Source organism: Nonomuraea sp. bgisy101 (assembly GCF_057708945.1).
Window position 1 is genome coordinate 43,399 of the sequence record NZ_JBYITD010000014.1, and the last position, 14,554, is coordinate 57,952.

Annotated in this window: 13 protein-coding genes; 6 read left to right on the top strand and 7 right to left on the bottom strand. The window is 70.0% G+C overall.

All coding sequences use genetic code 11. The annotated features are described in order from the left end of the window. Positions 1 to 27: 27 nt before the first annotated feature. On the bottom strand, positions 28 to 1,305 hold the full coding sequence (locus tag AC3EO4_RS25880; protein ID WP_379578258.1) for a Glu/Leu/Phe/Val family dehydrogenase: 1,278 nt from the start codon (positions 1,303 to 1,305) through the stop codon (positions 28 to 30). A 201-nt stretch (positions 1,306 to 1,506) separates the two neighbouring features. Here AC3EO4_RS25880 and AC3EO4_RS25885 point away from each other — a divergent pair, with 201 nt between their 5' ends. The 4 genes from AC3EO4_RS25885 to AC3EO4_RS25900 all read left to right on the top strand — a co-directional run bounded on the left by AC3EO4_RS25885 (position 1,507) and on the right by AC3EO4_RS25900 (position 5,570). Beyond that, the gene (locus AC3EO4_RS25885) at positions 1,507 to 3,015 is read left to right on the top strand and encodes an alkaline phosphatase D family protein (RefSeq protein ID WP_431898268.1); all 1,509 of its coding nucleotides are present in this window, start codon (positions 1,507 to 1,509) and stop codon (positions 3,013 to 3,015) included. After that, complete coding sequence (locus AC3EO4_RS25890) at positions 3,005 to 3,706, top strand: class I SAM-dependent methyltransferase (protein WP_431898270.1); 702 nt, start codon at positions 3,005 to 3,007, stop codon at positions 3,704 to 3,706. Before AC3EO4_RS25885 ends, AC3EO4_RS25890 begins: the two co-directional genes overlap by 11 nt. A gap of 66 nt (positions 3,707 to 3,772) precedes the next feature. Next, entirely contained in the window at positions 3,773 to 4,348 is a 576-nt protein-coding gene (locus AC3EO4_RS25895) for an RNA polymerase sigma factor (protein ID WP_379578352.1), read from the top strand. After that, positions 4,341 to 5,570, top strand: coding sequence for a CU044_5270 family protein (locus AC3EO4_RS25900; protein WP_431898272.1), 1,230 nt, complete (start codon positions 4,341 to 4,343; stop codon positions 5,568 to 5,570). Before AC3EO4_RS25895 ends, AC3EO4_RS25900 begins: the two co-directional genes overlap by 8 nt. A 49-nt stretch (positions 5,571 to 5,619) precedes the next feature. On the opposite strand, the gene rocD is transcribed toward AC3EO4_RS25900, so the two are convergent. The 3 genes from rocD to AC3EO4_RS25915 are packed head-to-tail and all read right to left on the bottom strand — an operon-like array spanning position 5,620 to position 8,192. Then, a complete protein-coding gene (gene rocD, locus AC3EO4_RS25905; protein WP_379578250.1) occupies positions 5,620 to 6,828 on the bottom strand; it encodes an ornithine--oxo-acid transaminase in 1,209 nt (402 codons plus the stop codon). A 2-nt stretch (positions 6,829 to 6,830) separates the two neighbouring features. After that, positions 6,831 to 7,628, bottom strand: coding sequence for a dimethylargininase (ddaH, locus tag AC3EO4_RS25910; RefSeq protein WP_379578248.1), 798 nt, complete (start codon positions 7,626 to 7,628; stop codon positions 6,831 to 6,833). Between the two features lie 51 nt (positions 7,629 to 7,679). Then, positions 7,680 to 8,192 (bottom strand): Lrp/AsnC family transcriptional regulator, encoded by a 513-nt coding sequence (locus AC3EO4_RS25915; protein ID WP_358138444.1) that lies wholly within the window; start codon positions 8,190 to 8,192, stop codon positions 7,680 to 7,682. Between the two features lie 144 nt (positions 8,193 to 8,336). On the opposite strand from AC3EO4_RS25915, the gene AC3EO4_RS25920 reads away from it, so the two are divergent. Next, entirely contained in the window at positions 8,337 to 9,506 is a 1,170-nt protein-coding gene (locus tag AC3EO4_RS25920) for a hypothetical protein (protein ID WP_431898275.1), read from the top strand. Here AC3EO4_RS25920 and AC3EO4_RS25925 read toward each other — a convergent pair. Beyond that, a complete protein-coding gene (locus AC3EO4_RS25925; RefSeq protein WP_431898276.1) occupies positions 9,490 to 10,851 on the bottom strand; it encodes a glycoside hydrolase family 16 protein in 1,362 nt (453 codons plus the stop codon). The genes AC3EO4_RS25920 and AC3EO4_RS25925 overlap by 17 nt on opposite strands. Before the next feature lie 160 nt (positions 10,852 to 11,011). Between AC3EO4_RS25925 and AC3EO4_RS25930 the strand changes: the two genes are divergently transcribed. Further along, positions 11,012 to 12,454 (top strand): glycoside hydrolase family 64 protein, encoded by a 1,443-nt coding sequence (locus AC3EO4_RS25930; protein WP_431898278.1) that lies wholly within the window; start codon positions 11,012 to 11,014, stop codon positions 12,452 to 12,454. 46 nt (positions 12,455 to 12,500) lie between these two features. On the opposite strand, the gene AC3EO4_RS25935 is transcribed toward AC3EO4_RS25930, so the two are convergent. Next, positions 12,501 to 13,214, bottom strand: a complete 714-nt coding sequence (locus tag AC3EO4_RS25935) for a hypothetical protein (protein ID WP_379578239.1) — start codon at positions 13,212 to 13,214, stop codon at positions 12,501 to 12,503. Further along, on the bottom strand, positions 13,211 to 14,341 hold the full coding sequence (locus AC3EO4_RS25940) for a hypothetical protein (RefSeq protein ID WP_379578237.1): 1,131 nt from the start codon (positions 14,339 to 14,341) through the stop codon (positions 13,211 to 13,213). Before AC3EO4_RS25940 ends, AC3EO4_RS25935 begins: the two co-directional genes overlap by 4 nt. Positions 14,342 to 14,554: the final 213 nt, after the last annotated feature.

Below are 14,554 nucleotides of genomic sequence, written 5' to 3' on the forward strand. Positions count from 1 at the left end.
CCTTCACCCGCGCCACCCCGTCACACGTCAGGGGTAGAGACCCCGCATCTGGTGGGCCTCGGCGACCCTGCCCACGCCGATCACGTGGGCCGCCTGGCGCAGGGTGATCCCGCGCGCCGCCGCCACCGACTTGACCTCGGCGAAGGCGCCTTCCATGAGGTCGCGCAGCCTGACCTCGACCTCGTTGGCGCTCCACGAGTAGGCCTGCATATTCTGCACCCACTCCAGGTACGACACGATCACCCCACCGGCGTTGGCCAGGATGTCGGGAACGATCGTGGTCCCATGCGCGGCGAGGATCTCGTCCGCCTCGGGCGTGGTCGGCCCGTTGGCGCCCTCGACGATGAGCCGCGCCTTCACCCTCGGCGCGTTCTCCGCCGTGATCGCGCCTTCCAGCGCGGCGGGGACCAGGACGTCCACGTCCAGCTCCAGCAGCGCGGCGTGGTCCATCGCGTCGCCGTGGCGGTAGCCGGCGACGCCGCCGCTCTCCGCCACCCAGGCGCGCAGGTCGGCCACGTCGAAGCCGGAGGAGTTGTGGACCGCGCCGGTGACGTCGGAGATCGCGACGATCTTCGCGCCCGCGTCGGACAGGTACTGCGCGGCCAGTGCGCCCACCTTGCCGAAGCCCTGCACGGCCACGGTCACGCCCTCGGGCGAGCGGCCGAGCGCGGACAGGGTGGCGATCTGCACGCCCCTGGAGGTCGCTCCCGTACGGCCGAGCGACCCGCCCAGCGTCATCGGCTTGCCCGTGACGACACCCGGCACGGAGTAGCCGGCGTTGACGCTGTAGGTGTCCATGATCCAGGCCATGGTCTGCTCGTCGGTGCCGACGTCGGGCGCGGGGATGTCCTTCTCGGGCCCGATGAGCGGGAGGATCTCGTTGACGTAGCGGCGGGTCAGCCGCTCCAGTTCCCTGGTGGTGAGCACGGTCGGGTCGACGGAGACGCCGCCCTTGGCGCCGCCGTACGGGATGCCGACCAGCGCGCACTTCCACGTCATCCACATGGCCAGCGCGGTGACCTCGTGGATGTCGGTGGCCGGATGGAAGCGGATACCGCCCTTGGCGGGGCCGCGCGAGACGTTGTGCTGGACTCGGAAGCCCTGCACGACGTCCATCGTGCCGTCCTCGCGGCGGACGGGGACCGAGACGGTCAGCGAGCGGCGCGGCGTGGCGAGCATCGTGTGCAGGCCGTCGTCGAGGCCGAGCTGTTCGGCCGCCTGGCCGAGTTGGTGGAGAGCGGAGTCGAGAGCTTGTCGCCCGGGAGTGATCAGGGCCGGCGTCCTTGACGGCACCATGACGGTCATGGAAGAACTTCCTCCTGTTATGTACGCCCAGAAGCGGGAAAGCGCCATTGCTTGTCCCATGGGCGGTTCTGTAGTGATCAGCGTAACCCGGAGCTGATCCTCATGCTCAAGAATCCAAGCCGGAGATCGACGTGAGGGGAACGTGACACTCTGGCAGTCTTGACACGAGTACCACGCCGAAACGTCACACCAAGGGGACGAATGCCTGAACTGGTCGTCGGTCCGATGCTTCGCTACGTCGACTCAACAAGGGCCTCCATCTGGATGGAGACCGACCAGCCCGGTGTCGTCACGGTGTGCGGGAGATGGGACACCCCTACCTTCAGCGTCCACGGCCACCATTACGCGATCGTCGACCTGGAGGGTTTCGAGGGGGAGTACACCGTCGAGGTGGACGGTGATCCGGTGTGGCCTGTCGACCGGCCCAGCCGTATCAGGCTGATGCCGCCCCAGGGGCCTTCGCGGTTGATGTTCGGGTCGTGCCGTACCAGCGTGCCCCACGACCCCGCGCACACCGCGACGCACGGCGTGGACGTGCTGCACGCCTTCGCGGGCAGTGACCGGGAGCTGCCCGACCTGCTGCTGATGATCGGCGACCAGGTCTACGCCGACAAGCCCTCGGCGCCGATGCTGGAGTTCATCGCCTCGCGCAGGAAGCCGGGCGAGGAGCCCGCCAAGGAGATCGCCGACTTCGAGGAGTACGCCGAGCTCTACCGCCAGGCCTGGACCGACCCCGACATCCGGTGGCTGCTGTCGACCGTGCCCACCGCCATGATCTTCGATGACCACGACCTGCGCGACGACTGGAACACCTCCAAGGACTGGCGGGCCAAGATGGCGCGCACCCCTTGGTGGCAGCGGAGGGTGGTGTCGGGACTGGGCGCCTACTGGATCTATCAGCACCTGGGCAACCTGTCGCCGGACGAGCGCGCCGACGACCCGCTGCTGGCCGCGCTCAAGCGCGGCGAGGGCGCCGGGGCGCTCGACAGCTTCGCCGCCGAGGCCGACGCCGACCCCAGCAGCAACAGGTGGAGCTACGCCCGCGACCTCGGACACTCCCGGCTGATCATCGTCGACACCAGGTGCGCCCGCCAGCTGACCCCCGGCGACCGCAGGATGCTCGACCCGGGCGAGTGGGAGTGGCTGGAGGGCCAGATCGAGCAGGCGAACGGCCGGCTGATCATCGGCTCGTCGATCCCCTTCCTGTTGCCCGAGGGCGTCCACTACGTGCAGAACTGGAACGAGGCCCTGTGCGACGGCAAGTGGGGCAAGATCGTCGCCTGGCTGTCGGAGCGGTTCAGGCAGGCCTTCGACCTGGAGCACTGGGGCGCCTTCCGCCGCTCGTTCGAGGACCTGGCGCGGCTGCTGGTCCGGCTGGGCAAGCCGGTGCTGATCCTCTCGGGCGACGTGCACTACTCCTACCTGGCGCAGGCGCCCGGGCCGATCTACCAGATCGTCTGCTCGCCCATCCGCAACCCGCTGAGCAAGGTGCTGCGGCTGGCCAACGTCTTCACCCAGTTCGGCATCGCGACGCTGATCGGCGGCGCGCTCGCCTCGCTCGCGCGCATCCCCCGCCCGCCGTTCCACTGGCGGGTGACCAAGGGTCCGCTGTTCCAGAACGCGCTGGCGTCGCTGGAGTTCGGCGACCGGGTGACCGTGGTGTGGCACGGCGAGTCGCTGGAGCCGCTAGAAACGGTGCATGACCTTTGACCAGTACGCCGCGGCCGTCCCCTTCTATGACCTTTGGCATGAGGATGGGCATGTGCCCGAGGTGCGGGAGAAGCTCCCCCCGCTCGTGAGGGGAGACGTGCTGGAGATCGGTGCGGGCACCGGCCTCATCACCGAGCTCATCGCCGCAGCGACCGAGGGCGAGATCTTCGCGCTGGAGCCTTCGCTCGGCATGCGCTCGGTGCTGCTGTCCAGGCTCGCGGGGCGCCCCGATCTCCTCGGCAGGGTGACCGTCCTGCCGTACGGCGCGCTCGACGTCGACCTCGACGAGCCGGTCGACATGGTGGTGATGATCGCCGTCCTCTACGCGATCGAGGACAGGGCGAAGCTGTGGGAGACCCTCGCCCGCCAGCTCGTGCCCGGCGGGCGCCTGGTGTTCAACTACACCGAGCGGCCCATGCCGACGCCCAGCGAGCCCGCCCGGATGGCCGCCTACCAGGTCGGCAGGCACACCTACGAGATCTGGGGCAGGACGCACGCCGTGGAGGGCGAGCGGGTCTCCGCGAGCTTCACGTACCGGATCAGGCACGGGGACGCCGTCATCAGCGAGGACGTCGTCGAGAGCGTCACCTACCGCCCCTCGGCGGCGACGGTGCGGGCCGAGCTGACCGCGGCCGGGTTCGCGCCCGACGAGGCGCCCGAGGGACTCCAGGCATGGAGGCTGGCAAAGTAGGTGGAACCGGACTGCGGGCTGCGGCCAAGTACTGGTTGACCGCAGAAAGGAATCCCTCCCGTGGTGATGGCGCAGGCGTTGGACGACGCGACGCTGGTCGGGCAGTCAGTGAGTGAACCTGAGCTGTTCGCCACCCTGTTCGACCGGCACGCCGACGAGATCTTCAGGTACGCCGCACGGCGCCTCGGCCCCGAACTGGCCGAGGACGCGGTGGGCGAGGTGTTTCTGGCCGCCTTCCGCGGCAGGGCGCGCTACGACCGCTCGCGTTCCGACGCCAGGCCATGGCTGTACGGCATCGCGACCAACGTCGTGGCGCAGCACCGCCGGGCCGAGCGCCGCCGTACCCAGGCCATGGCGCGCCTCGCGCCCGACCGTCCTGGGTCCTTCGACGAGCGCAGCGCCGACAGGGTCACCGCGGAGCAACTTCAGCCCAGGCTCGCCAAGGCGCTCACCCGCCTGTCGGCGGCCGAGCGGGACCTGTTGCTGCTGGTGGCGTGGGCGGATCTGACCTACGAGGATGTGGCGCTCGCACTCGACATCCCCGTAGGCACCGTTCGCTCGCGCCTGCACCGGCTCAGGACGAAGGTGCGCAGGGCCCTCGGCGGCACCGATCCCTTCCAGGAGGAGCCCGAGCATGGATGACGAGATCAGGATCTTCGCCGAGGGGCGGCCGGCCGTCCCCTCGTACCCGCAGGAGGCGCGGGAGGCCGCCCGCCGCCGCCTGGTGCAGGAGACGACGGCCAGGCGCGGCTTCCGGTTTCCCCGTCTCGGCTGGCAGGCGGCGGGAGCCTTCGGGCTGACCGTGGCGCTGGTCGGCGGGGTGGCGTTCGCCCTTTCCTCAGGCTCGCGGGACGGCACGGTGGCCCGCCCCGCGTCGCCGGTCACGGTGGGCATGGGCGAGGAGCTCGTGCCGAAGCCTGGGCAGTTCGTGCTGGTGGAGTCGGAGACGATGTACAGCGCCTACTCCATGGGCACGAAGGAGAGCCGCTACCTGTACCGGACCAAGCGGCAACTGTGGCGGTCGGCGGACGGCGGCGCCAACGGCCTGCTGTCGATCGAGGGGCTGGAGCCCAGGCAGTTCCCCGGCTGGCCGCTGCCGGAGGAGGCCAAGGACTGGCAGGGCAAGGACTGGATGCAGCTGGCCTCCTGCCCCGACCGGCTGGGCGCGTTCCGCAACGACTACGCCTTCCTGGCCACGCTGCCGACGGACGCGGACGGCATGCGCGCCTTCCTCGACAAGCGGGCCAAGGGCACCAACTCCGAGCCCTTCGTGGCGGTGGGCGACCTGATCAGGGAGACGTACCTGCCGCGGGCGCAGCGCGAGGCGCTGTTCACGGCCGCCAGGTCGCTGCCCGGTGTGGAGGTCGCCGAGGGCGTCGAGGACGGCGCGGGCCGCAAGGGGACCGCGCTCGGCCACAAGGGGAAGGACGGCATGCTGGACCAGCTCATCTTCGACCCCGCGACGTTCATGTTCATGGGCGAGCGCGGGACCGTCGTGGACGAGAAGACCGTCGGCGCTCCCGCCGGCTCGCTGCTCGCACTGACCACGGAGACCGCCGTCTCGGTCGTGGACGCGCTCCCGGCGGAAGCGGCGACCGCGGGGCATGACAGCAGCTGCGACGACACCGCCGAGGCGACGATGAAGCCCAGCGTGTCGCCGTCGCCGATTCCGACCGAAGAGCCGACGGTGACCGTGACGCCCACACCCGGCGAGCCGGGCGCCGAACCGCCCACGGACACTCCCATCCGCTCGGCGAGCCCGACGTCGATCCCCGAGCGGCCGGCCGTTGAGAGCGAACCCACGGAGGAGCCCAGCGAAGAGCCCACGGTCGCGGTGACCGTGACAGTGACGCCCACCCGCTGATCCGGCGGTACGGCTCGCGCCGCGCGGGGCGCGAGCCGTACCCGGGGGACTACTTGAAGGAGGCGATCGCGTCGGCCAGCTGGTCGACCGCGTGGTGCAGGTCCTCCTCGGAGATCACGATCGGCGGGGCGAGCCTGATCGTGGAGCCGTGGGTGTCCTTGGCCAGCACGCCGCGCTCCATCAGCGCCTTGGACACCGCGCGACCCGTGGCGAGGGACGGGTCGATGTCGACGCCGGCCCACAGCCCGCGCCCGCGCACGGTCACCACCCCGTTGCCGACCATCTCGCCCAGGCGGGCGTGCAGCACCTCGCCGAGCCTGGCCGCCCTGGCCTGGAACTCGCCCGTGTTGAGGATCTCGATCACCGCGTTGGCCACCGCACAGGCCAGCGGGTTGCCGCCGAACGTCGAGCCGTGCTGGCCCGGCTGGATCACGCCGAGCACGTTCCGGTTCGCCGCGATGGCCGAGACGGGGACCACGCCGCCGCCCAGGGCCTTGCCCAGCACGTAGATGTCCGGCACGACGCCCTCGTGATCGCAGGCGAAGGTCTTGCCCGTACGGCCGAGCCCCGACTGGATCTCGTCCGCGATCATCAGGACGTTGTGCTCCGTGCACAGCTCGCGCACCTGGGTCAGGTACCCGTCCGGCGGCACCAGCACGCCCGCCTCGCCCTGGATCGGCTCGACCAGCACGGCCACCGTGTGGGCGTCGATCGCCTCGCGGATCGCCTCGACCGAGCCGTACTTGACGATCTTGAATCCGGGCGTGTACGGCCCGAAGTCCGCGTGCGCGTCGGGGTCGGTGGAGAAGCTGACGATCGTGGTGGTGCGGCCGTGGAAGTTGTCCTCCATCACGATGATGTTGGCCTGCTCCCGCGCCACGCCCTTGACCTGGTAGCCCCACTTGCGGGCGACCTTGATGGCGGTCTCGACCGCCTCCGCGCCGGTGTTCATCGGCAGGATCATGTCCTTGCCCGTCAGGTCGCCGAGTCCAGCGCAGAACGTGGCGAACTGGTCGTGGTAGAACGCCCTGCTGGTCAGCGTGAGGTTCTTGAGCTGCTCCTGGGCCGCCTCGATGATCTTCGGGTTGCCGTGGCCGAAGTTGAGGCTCGAGTATCCGGACAGGAAGTCCAGGTAACGCCTGCCCTCGACGTCGGTCACCCAGGCTCCGTGCGCCTCGTGGATCACGACGGGCAGCGGATGGTAGTTGTGCGCGCTGCGGTGCTCGCTGACCTCGATGATTTCTGCGCTGGTGGTCATAGTCAGTTCTCCCCCCTGATTTCCAGTGTGCAGCACTTGGGACCCCCGCCTGCCTTGCGGAGCTCGCCGAGCTCGACGGGGATGACCTCGTATCCGCGCCGCTTGAGATCGAGCTGGAGGTCGTGCGCCTCCGAATTGATCACGATGTTCCTGCCGTCGCTGACGGCGTTCAGGCCGAGCACCTCGGCGTCGTCGGCGCCCGCGATCACGGCGTCGGGGAACATCCTGCGCAGGACGCTCCGGCTCCCCTCGGAGAACGCTCCGGGGTAGTAGGCGATATTCCGCCCGTGCAGCGGGAACAGCGCCGTGTCGAGGTGGTAGAAGCGCGGGTCGACCAGCTGGAGCGAGACGACGGGGCGGCCGAGGAACTCCTGCGCCTCGTTGTGCGCCTCCCGCGAGGTGCGAAAGCCGGTGCCGGCCAGGATCACCTCGTCCATCGCGAGGAAGTCGCCCTCGCCCTCGTTGACGTGGACGGGCTCGTGGGTCGGGTAGCCGCGCTCGGAGAACCACCGCAGGTAGGCGGGGCCCTCCGCGGCCCGCTCGGGGAAGGCGAAACGCGCGCCGTAGACCCTGCCGCCCGCCACGAGGGCGCCGTTGGCGGCGAAGACCATGTCGGGCAGCCCCTCGATCGGGTCGATCAGGCTGACCTGGTGGCCCAGCTCCTCGTAGGCGGCCTTCAACCCCTCCCATTGCCTGACGGCCACCTCGCGGTCGGCGCCCGCATCGGGATCCATCCACGGATTGATCGCGTACTCCACCGCGAAGAAGTCAGGACGGCACATCAGGTAGTGCTTGGGCATGCTGCGGCTCCAACTCGTCAGAGGGGGACGTCAGCAGCCTAGGAACAGTGTTTACGCAGGCCAAGCGCCCGATATTGCGTGTTGGGGTGGGTCTGTTGCGTCTTGGGGCGCTGCGGCACCGATTCGTTGCGCCTCGTCCACCAGCCGGGACAGCACGATCGAGCTCTTGGTACGGACGACGAACGGTTCGGCCGCTATCCGCTCGATCACCCGCTCCACGTGGCGCACGTCGGTGGCCCTGATGTGCAGCAGCGCGTCCGCCTCGCCGGTGATCGTGCAGGCGGAGACCACCTCGGGATGCCGGGCGATGGCCAGGCCGATCGCGGCGGGCGAGGTCTTGCCCTGGCAGAACAGCTCGACGTAGGCCTCGGTGGTCCAGCCGAGCGCCTGAGGGGCGATGCGGGCGCTGAAGCCGGTGATCGCTCCGGCGTCCCGCAGCCGGTCGACGCGGCGCTTCACCGCCGACGCCGACAGACCGATGCGCTGTCCGATTTGTGCATATGTCGCTCGGGCATCGTCGACCAGCGCCCCGATGATGTCCCGATCCAACCGATCCAGTTCCACGACCCCTGTATACAGCCTGTCCTGTACGGCGAGCGGTTCGGCACCGCGCGAGGCGAGGCCGCGCCGTGACACCAGCGAACACGTCCGCCATGGGCGCGACATCAGCGTTTAGCATCGAAGGACGCGGACCGCGTAGGAGGCCTGATGCGCTTCAAGGACCAGCCTGCCGAGCAAGGAGAGGTCACGCGCATCGCGCCCGCCGTGGCCTACGACGGCGATCTCTACCACCTGCCCGACTGGGCCGCCCGCCGGGGGCAGGAACGCGAGCTCGGCAGGGCCCATGCCGAAGGGGGCCACCTCGACACCCTCACGCTGGAGACCGGCAGCGTCCCCCGCTTCCACGAGCTCGAGGACGAGCGGCTGGCCGAGCTGAGCAGGATCGAGGACGCCACCGAGCGCGAGGTCCAGCACGACAGGGCCGCGTTCGAGTCGCAGAAGATCAAGTTAGCCGAGTCGCAGCGCCGCTTCGCCGAGGCCCGCCGTACCCTCGACGACACCCAGCAGCGCGTCACCGAGCTGGAGCAGCCGAGCAGGCGGCCGGGCGACGGCAGGCCGAGCTCGATCGCCCTGTCGGGCAGCCGCTGGCCCGCGATCCGCCGCTGGCTGCCCGCCGCCGTGCTGCTCCTGCTGCTGGTGATCGTCGAGGTGCCCATCCTGTACCAGGTCATCCTGGCGTGGGGCGACAGCGTGGAGATGACCGCGTTGATCGCCACCGGCGCCGCCCTGATCATGCTGGTGGCGCCCCACATGTACGGCAGGGCGTTTCGCACCTGGCAGGAGAACGGCAGCCCCGCCCGCGGCAGGTGGCTGCTGGTCGCGGTCGCCCTGGTCTGGGCGGGGCTGATCGTCGCCGTGGCCGTGCTGCGCAGGGACGCCCTCGTCAGGCCGCTCGTCGTGGACGGCCAGGACATCGGCCCCACCTCCGAGGGCGTGAGCCAGGTGCCCACGATGATCCTGCTGCTCGCCCTGCTCGTGGCCACCGCGCTGATCGCCGCCGACCTCGGCAGGCGCATGCACAACCCCAACGACAGGAGGCTGCGCGAGCTGCGTGCCAAGCGCGACCACGAGCAGCGCGCGTGCGCGCAGGCCCAGTCCGACTATCAGCGCGACGCCGGCTACGCCGAGAGCATCGGCCAGCACCTCCAGGCCGCCGACCGCCGCCGCGCCGGCAGGGTACGTCAGGTGGACAACGGCTTCGAGAGCCTGGCCACCGCCTACCTCGGCGGGGTGGTCGAGGGTCTGCGCGACCCGGAGGCGGCCAGCTGGGCCGAGCGCATCCTGGCCCGGCGCCGCGCGGCTAGGTCGCGAACGTGAACCAGTTGAGGTTGACGTAGTCCGCGGGCTGGCCGCTGCTGAAGGTCAGATAGACCGTGTGCGTGCCGGTCGTCGGCGCGATGTTGGCGGGGACGGTCCGCCAGCTCTGCCAGCCGCCGGTGCCGGCGATCGCGAAGTCGCCGATCGGCGCCGCCGTCGGGCTGTCCAGCCGTACCTGGACCAGGCCGCTCACCCCGCCCGCCGCGCCCGAGGCGACTCTGGCGACGAACTGCCGCGCGGGCGTGCCGCCGAAGTTCACGCCGTCGAAGCGCAGCCAGTCGCCGTTGGCGATGGCGCCGACGTTCTGGCCGCCGCCGGTGTCGGTCGTCGTCTCGACCATGGTGCCCGACTGGGCCTGGTAGCGCTCGGCCTGGATGGTCGAGCGGGCGTCGACGCCGCCCGGCGGGTCGGTCGGCGGGTCGGTGGGCTGGGTGCCGCCGCCGCTCTGCCAGACGGCCACGTAGTCGACGACCATCGGCCTGCCCGACACGGTCGCCGCGGTCGGCGTCGGCCCGGCGAGCGCGTTGGGGAAGGCTCCGCCCATGGCCACGTTGAGCAGCAGGAAGTAGCCGGCGTGGCCGGTCATGTTGTTCCACGTGCCCGCGTCGAACTGGGCCTGGCTGATGCTGTGGAACTGCTGCCCGTCGACGTACCAGCGCAGCTGGTTGGGCGAGACGCTGCGATCCCACTCGAAGCGGTAGGTGTGGAAGGCCGACTGGCAGGTCGAGCCGGGACACGCCCTGTTGGCGCCGAGCCCTGTGGTCTCGTTGCACGGGCCGCCGGGGTTGACGCCGCAGTGCAGTACGGCCCAGACCGCGTTGATCCCGTTGACGTTCTCCATGATGTCGAACTCGCCGATGCCCGGCCAGTTCCAGTAGTTCCCCCTGTACGGCGAGCCCAGCGCCCAGAAGGCGGGCCAGTAGCCGAGCGCCGCGTCGCCCGTCACGTTGGGCATCTGGATCCTGCCCTCGATGCGCAGGATGCGCCCGTCGGCGGGCTTGAAGTCGGCGCGGCGGGTCTCGATGCGCGCCGAGGTCCAGTTCTGCCCGCTGCCGATCGGGGTGATCCGCAGGTTGCCCGAGCCGTCGAGGCTGACGTTCGCGGGGTCGGCGGTGTAGTTCTGGATCTCGCCGGTGCCCCAGTTGCCCGGTCCTCCCGGGTAGGCGTGACCGGTGTCGACGATCCAGTTGCTCGACGACGGCAGAGATCCCGAAGGGCCGTTGAAGTCGTCGGCCCACACCAGGCTCCAGCCGGTGGGGGTCGGCGGCACGGCGGCGACGAGGGCTCCCGCGCCTAAGAGCGCGACCACGGTCGCGACCAGGCGTCTGAGGTATGTCGATGGCATGGCGGTTCTCCGAGCGGGGCGGGGGGTTGATGTGGGAGAGCGCTCTCTGTGGTTGATGTGAACATGGCTTTTCCGTCGTGTCAATGCCATATTGACAGCGGCGCACACGGGTGTGAATGCTGTGAGAGAGCGCTCTCGGGACGGTCCTGAGAGGAGAGCCATGTCGTTACGCCTGCTCGTATCGATCATCACGTTCGTGGGCGCGCTTTCGGCCCCGTCGGCCGCCGACCACACCCAGGGAGTCACCCCCTCGGGGGCCGCCTCGGCCGTGATCTGGTTCAAGCCGACCACGCCCGCCTCGCTCGTCGACGTCCACTATCTGGTCAGCGGGGTTCCCCAGCAGAACGTCCGCATGACCGACCGGGGCGGCACCTGGGAGAAGACCGTCGGCGACCTGTCGTCGGGAACCCGCGTCGAGTACTGGTTCACCTACGAGAAGGGCGGCCCCCTCTACGACACACCGCGCTTCACCTACACGCACAACGGCTCCGGCGGCGCAGGCCCCGGCACGTTCCCCGTCACCTTCACCAACAACACCGCCGGCAGATGGTCCGACAGCCAGATCCACATCATGATCCTCGGCATGCCGACCCCGGGGGAGTGGCACTACCTGAAGTCCGACGGTACTCTCGCCCACATCGATCAGTCCGAGGAGAACGCGCCAGGGCACCTGACCAAGAACGGCCGCAACTACGCCGACATGTCCTTCACTCTGGCCCAGGCGCGGACCGTCACCATCCCCAGCCGCATCGAGGGCGCCAGGATGTACGTCTCGCTCGGCTCGCCGATGTACATCCCCATCTCGCCCGACAACCGCGGCTGGGGCGGCCCCGACCTGGCCAACCCCTCCGACCCCAACCAGGACGTCCACTTCGACTGGTACGAGTTCACCTACGCGCACAGCGCCATCCCGTTCGGCGGCAACACCACGCAGGTCGACATGTTCGGCTTCCCCATGACCGCCAGGCTCCAGCAGAGCGCCATCGGATACGACGAGACCGTCGGCATCACCCTCACCCGCGACCAGGTCCGCTCCCGCTACACCGCCGCGGTCGGCTCGCCGTTCCGCCCCCTCGTCAACGACCACCGGATCGTCGCACCGCGCTCCTCACCGCTGTTCCGCCAGTCCGAGTACCTCAAGCCCGTCATCGACCAGGTGTGGAACCACTACACCGCCAACCAGTTCACGCTCAACCGCCTCGGCGTCACCTTCACCGGCCGGGTCTCCGGCGGGCGCCTGCAATTCACCAGGAACGGGGCGGGGCCGTACTTCCTGAACAAGCCCACCACCAAGGACGTGGTGGAGTGCTCGGGGGCGCTGGCCTCCGCCGGGATGAGCACGGTCGAACTCGAGCTGGGCGCGGAGTTCTGCGCCGCGTTCAACAGGGGCGTCGCGATGAACCCCGCGGCCTGGTGGGGCACCGCCTCGGGCTATTACCCTGCGGGTGTCGCCAGGAACGACTACGCCGGCTTCTTCCACACCGTGGGGCTCCAGGGACGCGCCTACGGCTTCGCCTACGACGACATCAACGACCAGAGCAGCGTCAAGATCCTCCCCAACGCCAACCCGCCGACCCGCCTGACCATCGGCATCGGCTGGTGAACCCGACCTCCCCGGTACGGCGGCCTGCCACCGCCGTACCGGGGAGCTAGAGCAGATCCACCGAGACGGCTCCCGCCGACTCTAGCGCCTCCCTCCAGAAGCTCTCCAGCAGCGGGAAGCGGTCCGGATCCGAGCCCTTCTTGCGCAGGAACCCATGGACGGCCACCTCGTACCCGGTCAGATCCGGCAGCAGCCGCGCGTCCCTGAGCTCCTTGATCTTCTGCTTCCTCGCCGCATCGCCCAGATCCAGCTTGTTGACGTTCAGATCGCCCCTGTTGTTGATCAGGTCGCTGAACACGATGATCCGGTGCGTCACGTCAGGCTGCCGCCGGGCGCCCATCTGCTTCACGACGTAACGGAAGGACCCGAGCACATCCGACCCCTCACCCTCGGCCGGGCAGTCGAACAGCTCGGCCGCGCGAGGCAGCACCTGCGTCAGCCTGTGCTTGCGGATCCGCTCCTCCACGACCGGGTTGTCGTTCGGGTTCTCCCTCGCCGACGCCGCCACCGCGACCGGGTCCTCGCGGCACGTGCTGCTCTCCGACGAGCCCGTGACCGCGGCGAACCCGACCCAGTCACACCCGTCCACGAAGGCCGGCAACTTGGAGGTCACATCGGTACGGCTGGCCGCCGGGTCGGCGTAGCTGGTGGAGTCCACGATGACCCCGCAGACCGCCCTCGCCTCCGTCCCGCACCCCGCCACTCCGGCACCGACCAGCCCGACGGTCACCAGCCCCGCCACCCACCGCCCCCGCCTCATCGTTCTCCCCGCGCCTCGCCCACGCTGTTCGCATCCCCAGTCCGACCCGTCGAACCGTCGCGGGAGCCCCGCCCTTCCTCGTGTGCCCGCCCGTCCTCGTCCGGGCTCCTGTCCTCGTCCGGGCTCCCGCCCTCGTGCACGCTCCCGCCCTCCTGCGGTCGCTCGTCTTGCGAGCCGCCGTCCTCCCGCGATCCCTCGTCCCGCGGGACGTCGTCCTCATGCGGGCTCCCGTCCGCCCGCCGTCGCTCCTCTCGCGGGAGGTCGGCCGAAGTTCCCGCTGGAAGCTCCCGCCACCTCCGGCCGCGAGGAAGCTCGCCCACCCCCCTGACCTCGCTGTGCCAGATCTCGATCCGGTGCTCGACCTCCTCCAGGAGCCCCCCGATCTCCTCCCTGGAGGAGATCGCGGTGACCCCGTCCCCCACGGAGTCCATCGCCACGACCTCGCCCTTCCACAGCGACGGAATCTCCTCCCGCCGCGGATGCGCCCCCATCACCCCACGCCGGTAGGCCGCGATCACCTGCTGCGCCCACGCGTGGATCGCCTCCACCTCGTGGTTGCGTTCCACGAGCATGCCGTCCCACTCCCGCGCCAGCTGCTCGATCCGCGACCTCGCCCCGTGGATCCGATCGGACGCCTCCCGCAGCGCCTCGCGCCGCGCCCGCTCGGCCCGCCGCCGCCTGGCCTCGGCGATGGAGATGAACGGATCCTCCTCGCCGGGCCGGGCGCGGCCGGTCCCCGGATGGTCGCCATGAGGGTCGTGTCGGCCGCCCTCGGAACCTCGACCGGCCGCCCGCCCCGATTCCGCGGCCCCGCCGTTCGGTGTCACCCCGGGATGGAGATCCGCCCGCCCCGTCTCCCTGAACACCGTCTCCCGCGCCAGGCCGACCTCCCGTAAGAGGTCCGTACGGCGAGCCGCCACCCCTTGGTCGACCCGCGCGATCCGCTCCCGCGCCCGCGACCTGATCTCGAAGAGGAAGGCGGGCTGGCACTCAGCGTCGGTGAAGTGGCGTAACGGCTGCTCGCGGGCGTCTTTCACGCCCTGCTGGTGAGCCTCTTCCCGCTCGTGATCACGTTCGGAGAGCGGATCGCCCGACCCCCGCTTGAACAGGCGTGACAAGAACGCCATCCGCGTCTCCCGGCTCTGCCGGAACGGTCTCCGGCCCGAGTGTCCCTAGATCCCCACACTAATCGGTCATCCAGCGTCCATAGCGGGAAATCTTCTGGCTTGTCTGGCGACATCGAGACTCGTGCGGCTTCACCGGTGTCCGGTCGCGTCGAGAATCCCGGGCGCTCGTGCCGCCGGTGTCCATCCGCGTACATCGTGCATGGTTGCGCACGA

Excerpts from the sequence above, each read along its gene's own strand:
- AC3EO4_RS25895 (WP_379578352.1), top strand. The coding sequence starts at position 3,773 with ATGGCGCAGGCGTTGGACGACGCGACGCTGGTCGGGCAGTCAGTGAGT.
- rocD (WP_379578250.1), bottom strand. The coding sequence starts at position 6,828 with ATGACCACCAGCGCAGAAATCATCGAGGTCAGCGAGCACCGCAGCGCG.
- AC3EO4_RS25925 (WP_431898276.1), bottom strand. The coding sequence starts at position 10,851 with ATGCCATCGACATACCTCAGACGCCTGGTCGCGACCGTGGTCGCGCTC.
- AC3EO4_RS25935 (WP_379578239.1), bottom strand. The coding sequence starts at position 13,214 with ATGAGGCGGGGGCGGTGGGTGGCGGGGCTGGTGACCGTCGGGCTGGTC.
- AC3EO4_RS25885 (WP_431898268.1), top strand. The coding sequence starts at position 1,507 with ATGCCTGAACTGGTCGTCGGTCCGATGCTTCGCTACGTCGACTCAACA.
- ddaH (WP_379578248.1), bottom strand. The coding sequence starts at position 7,628 with ATGCCCAAGCACTACCTGATGTGCCGTCCTGACTTCTTCGCGGTGGAG.
- AC3EO4_RS25930 (WP_431898278.1), top strand. The coding sequence starts at position 11,012 with ATGTCGTTACGCCTGCTCGTATCGATCATCACGTTCGTGGGCGCGCTT.
- AC3EO4_RS25880 (WP_379578258.1), bottom strand. The coding sequence starts at position 1,305 with ATGACCGTCATGGTGCCGTCAAGGACGCCGGCCCTGATCACTCCCGGG.
- AC3EO4_RS25890 (WP_431898270.1), top strand. The coding sequence starts at position 3,005 with ATGACCTTTGACCAGTACGCCGCGGCCGTCCCCTTCTATGACCTTTGG.
- AC3EO4_RS25940 (WP_379578237.1), bottom strand. The coding sequence starts at position 14,341 with ATGGCGTTCTTGTCACGCCTGTTCAAGCGGGGGTCGGGCGATCCGCTC.
- AC3EO4_RS25900 (WP_431898272.1), top strand. The coding sequence starts at position 4,341 with ATGGATGACGAGATCAGGATCTTCGCCGAGGGGCGGCCGGCCGTCCCC.
- AC3EO4_RS25920 (WP_431898275.1), top strand. The coding sequence starts at position 8,337 with ATGCGCTTCAAGGACCAGCCTGCCGAGCAAGGAGAGGTCACGCGCATC.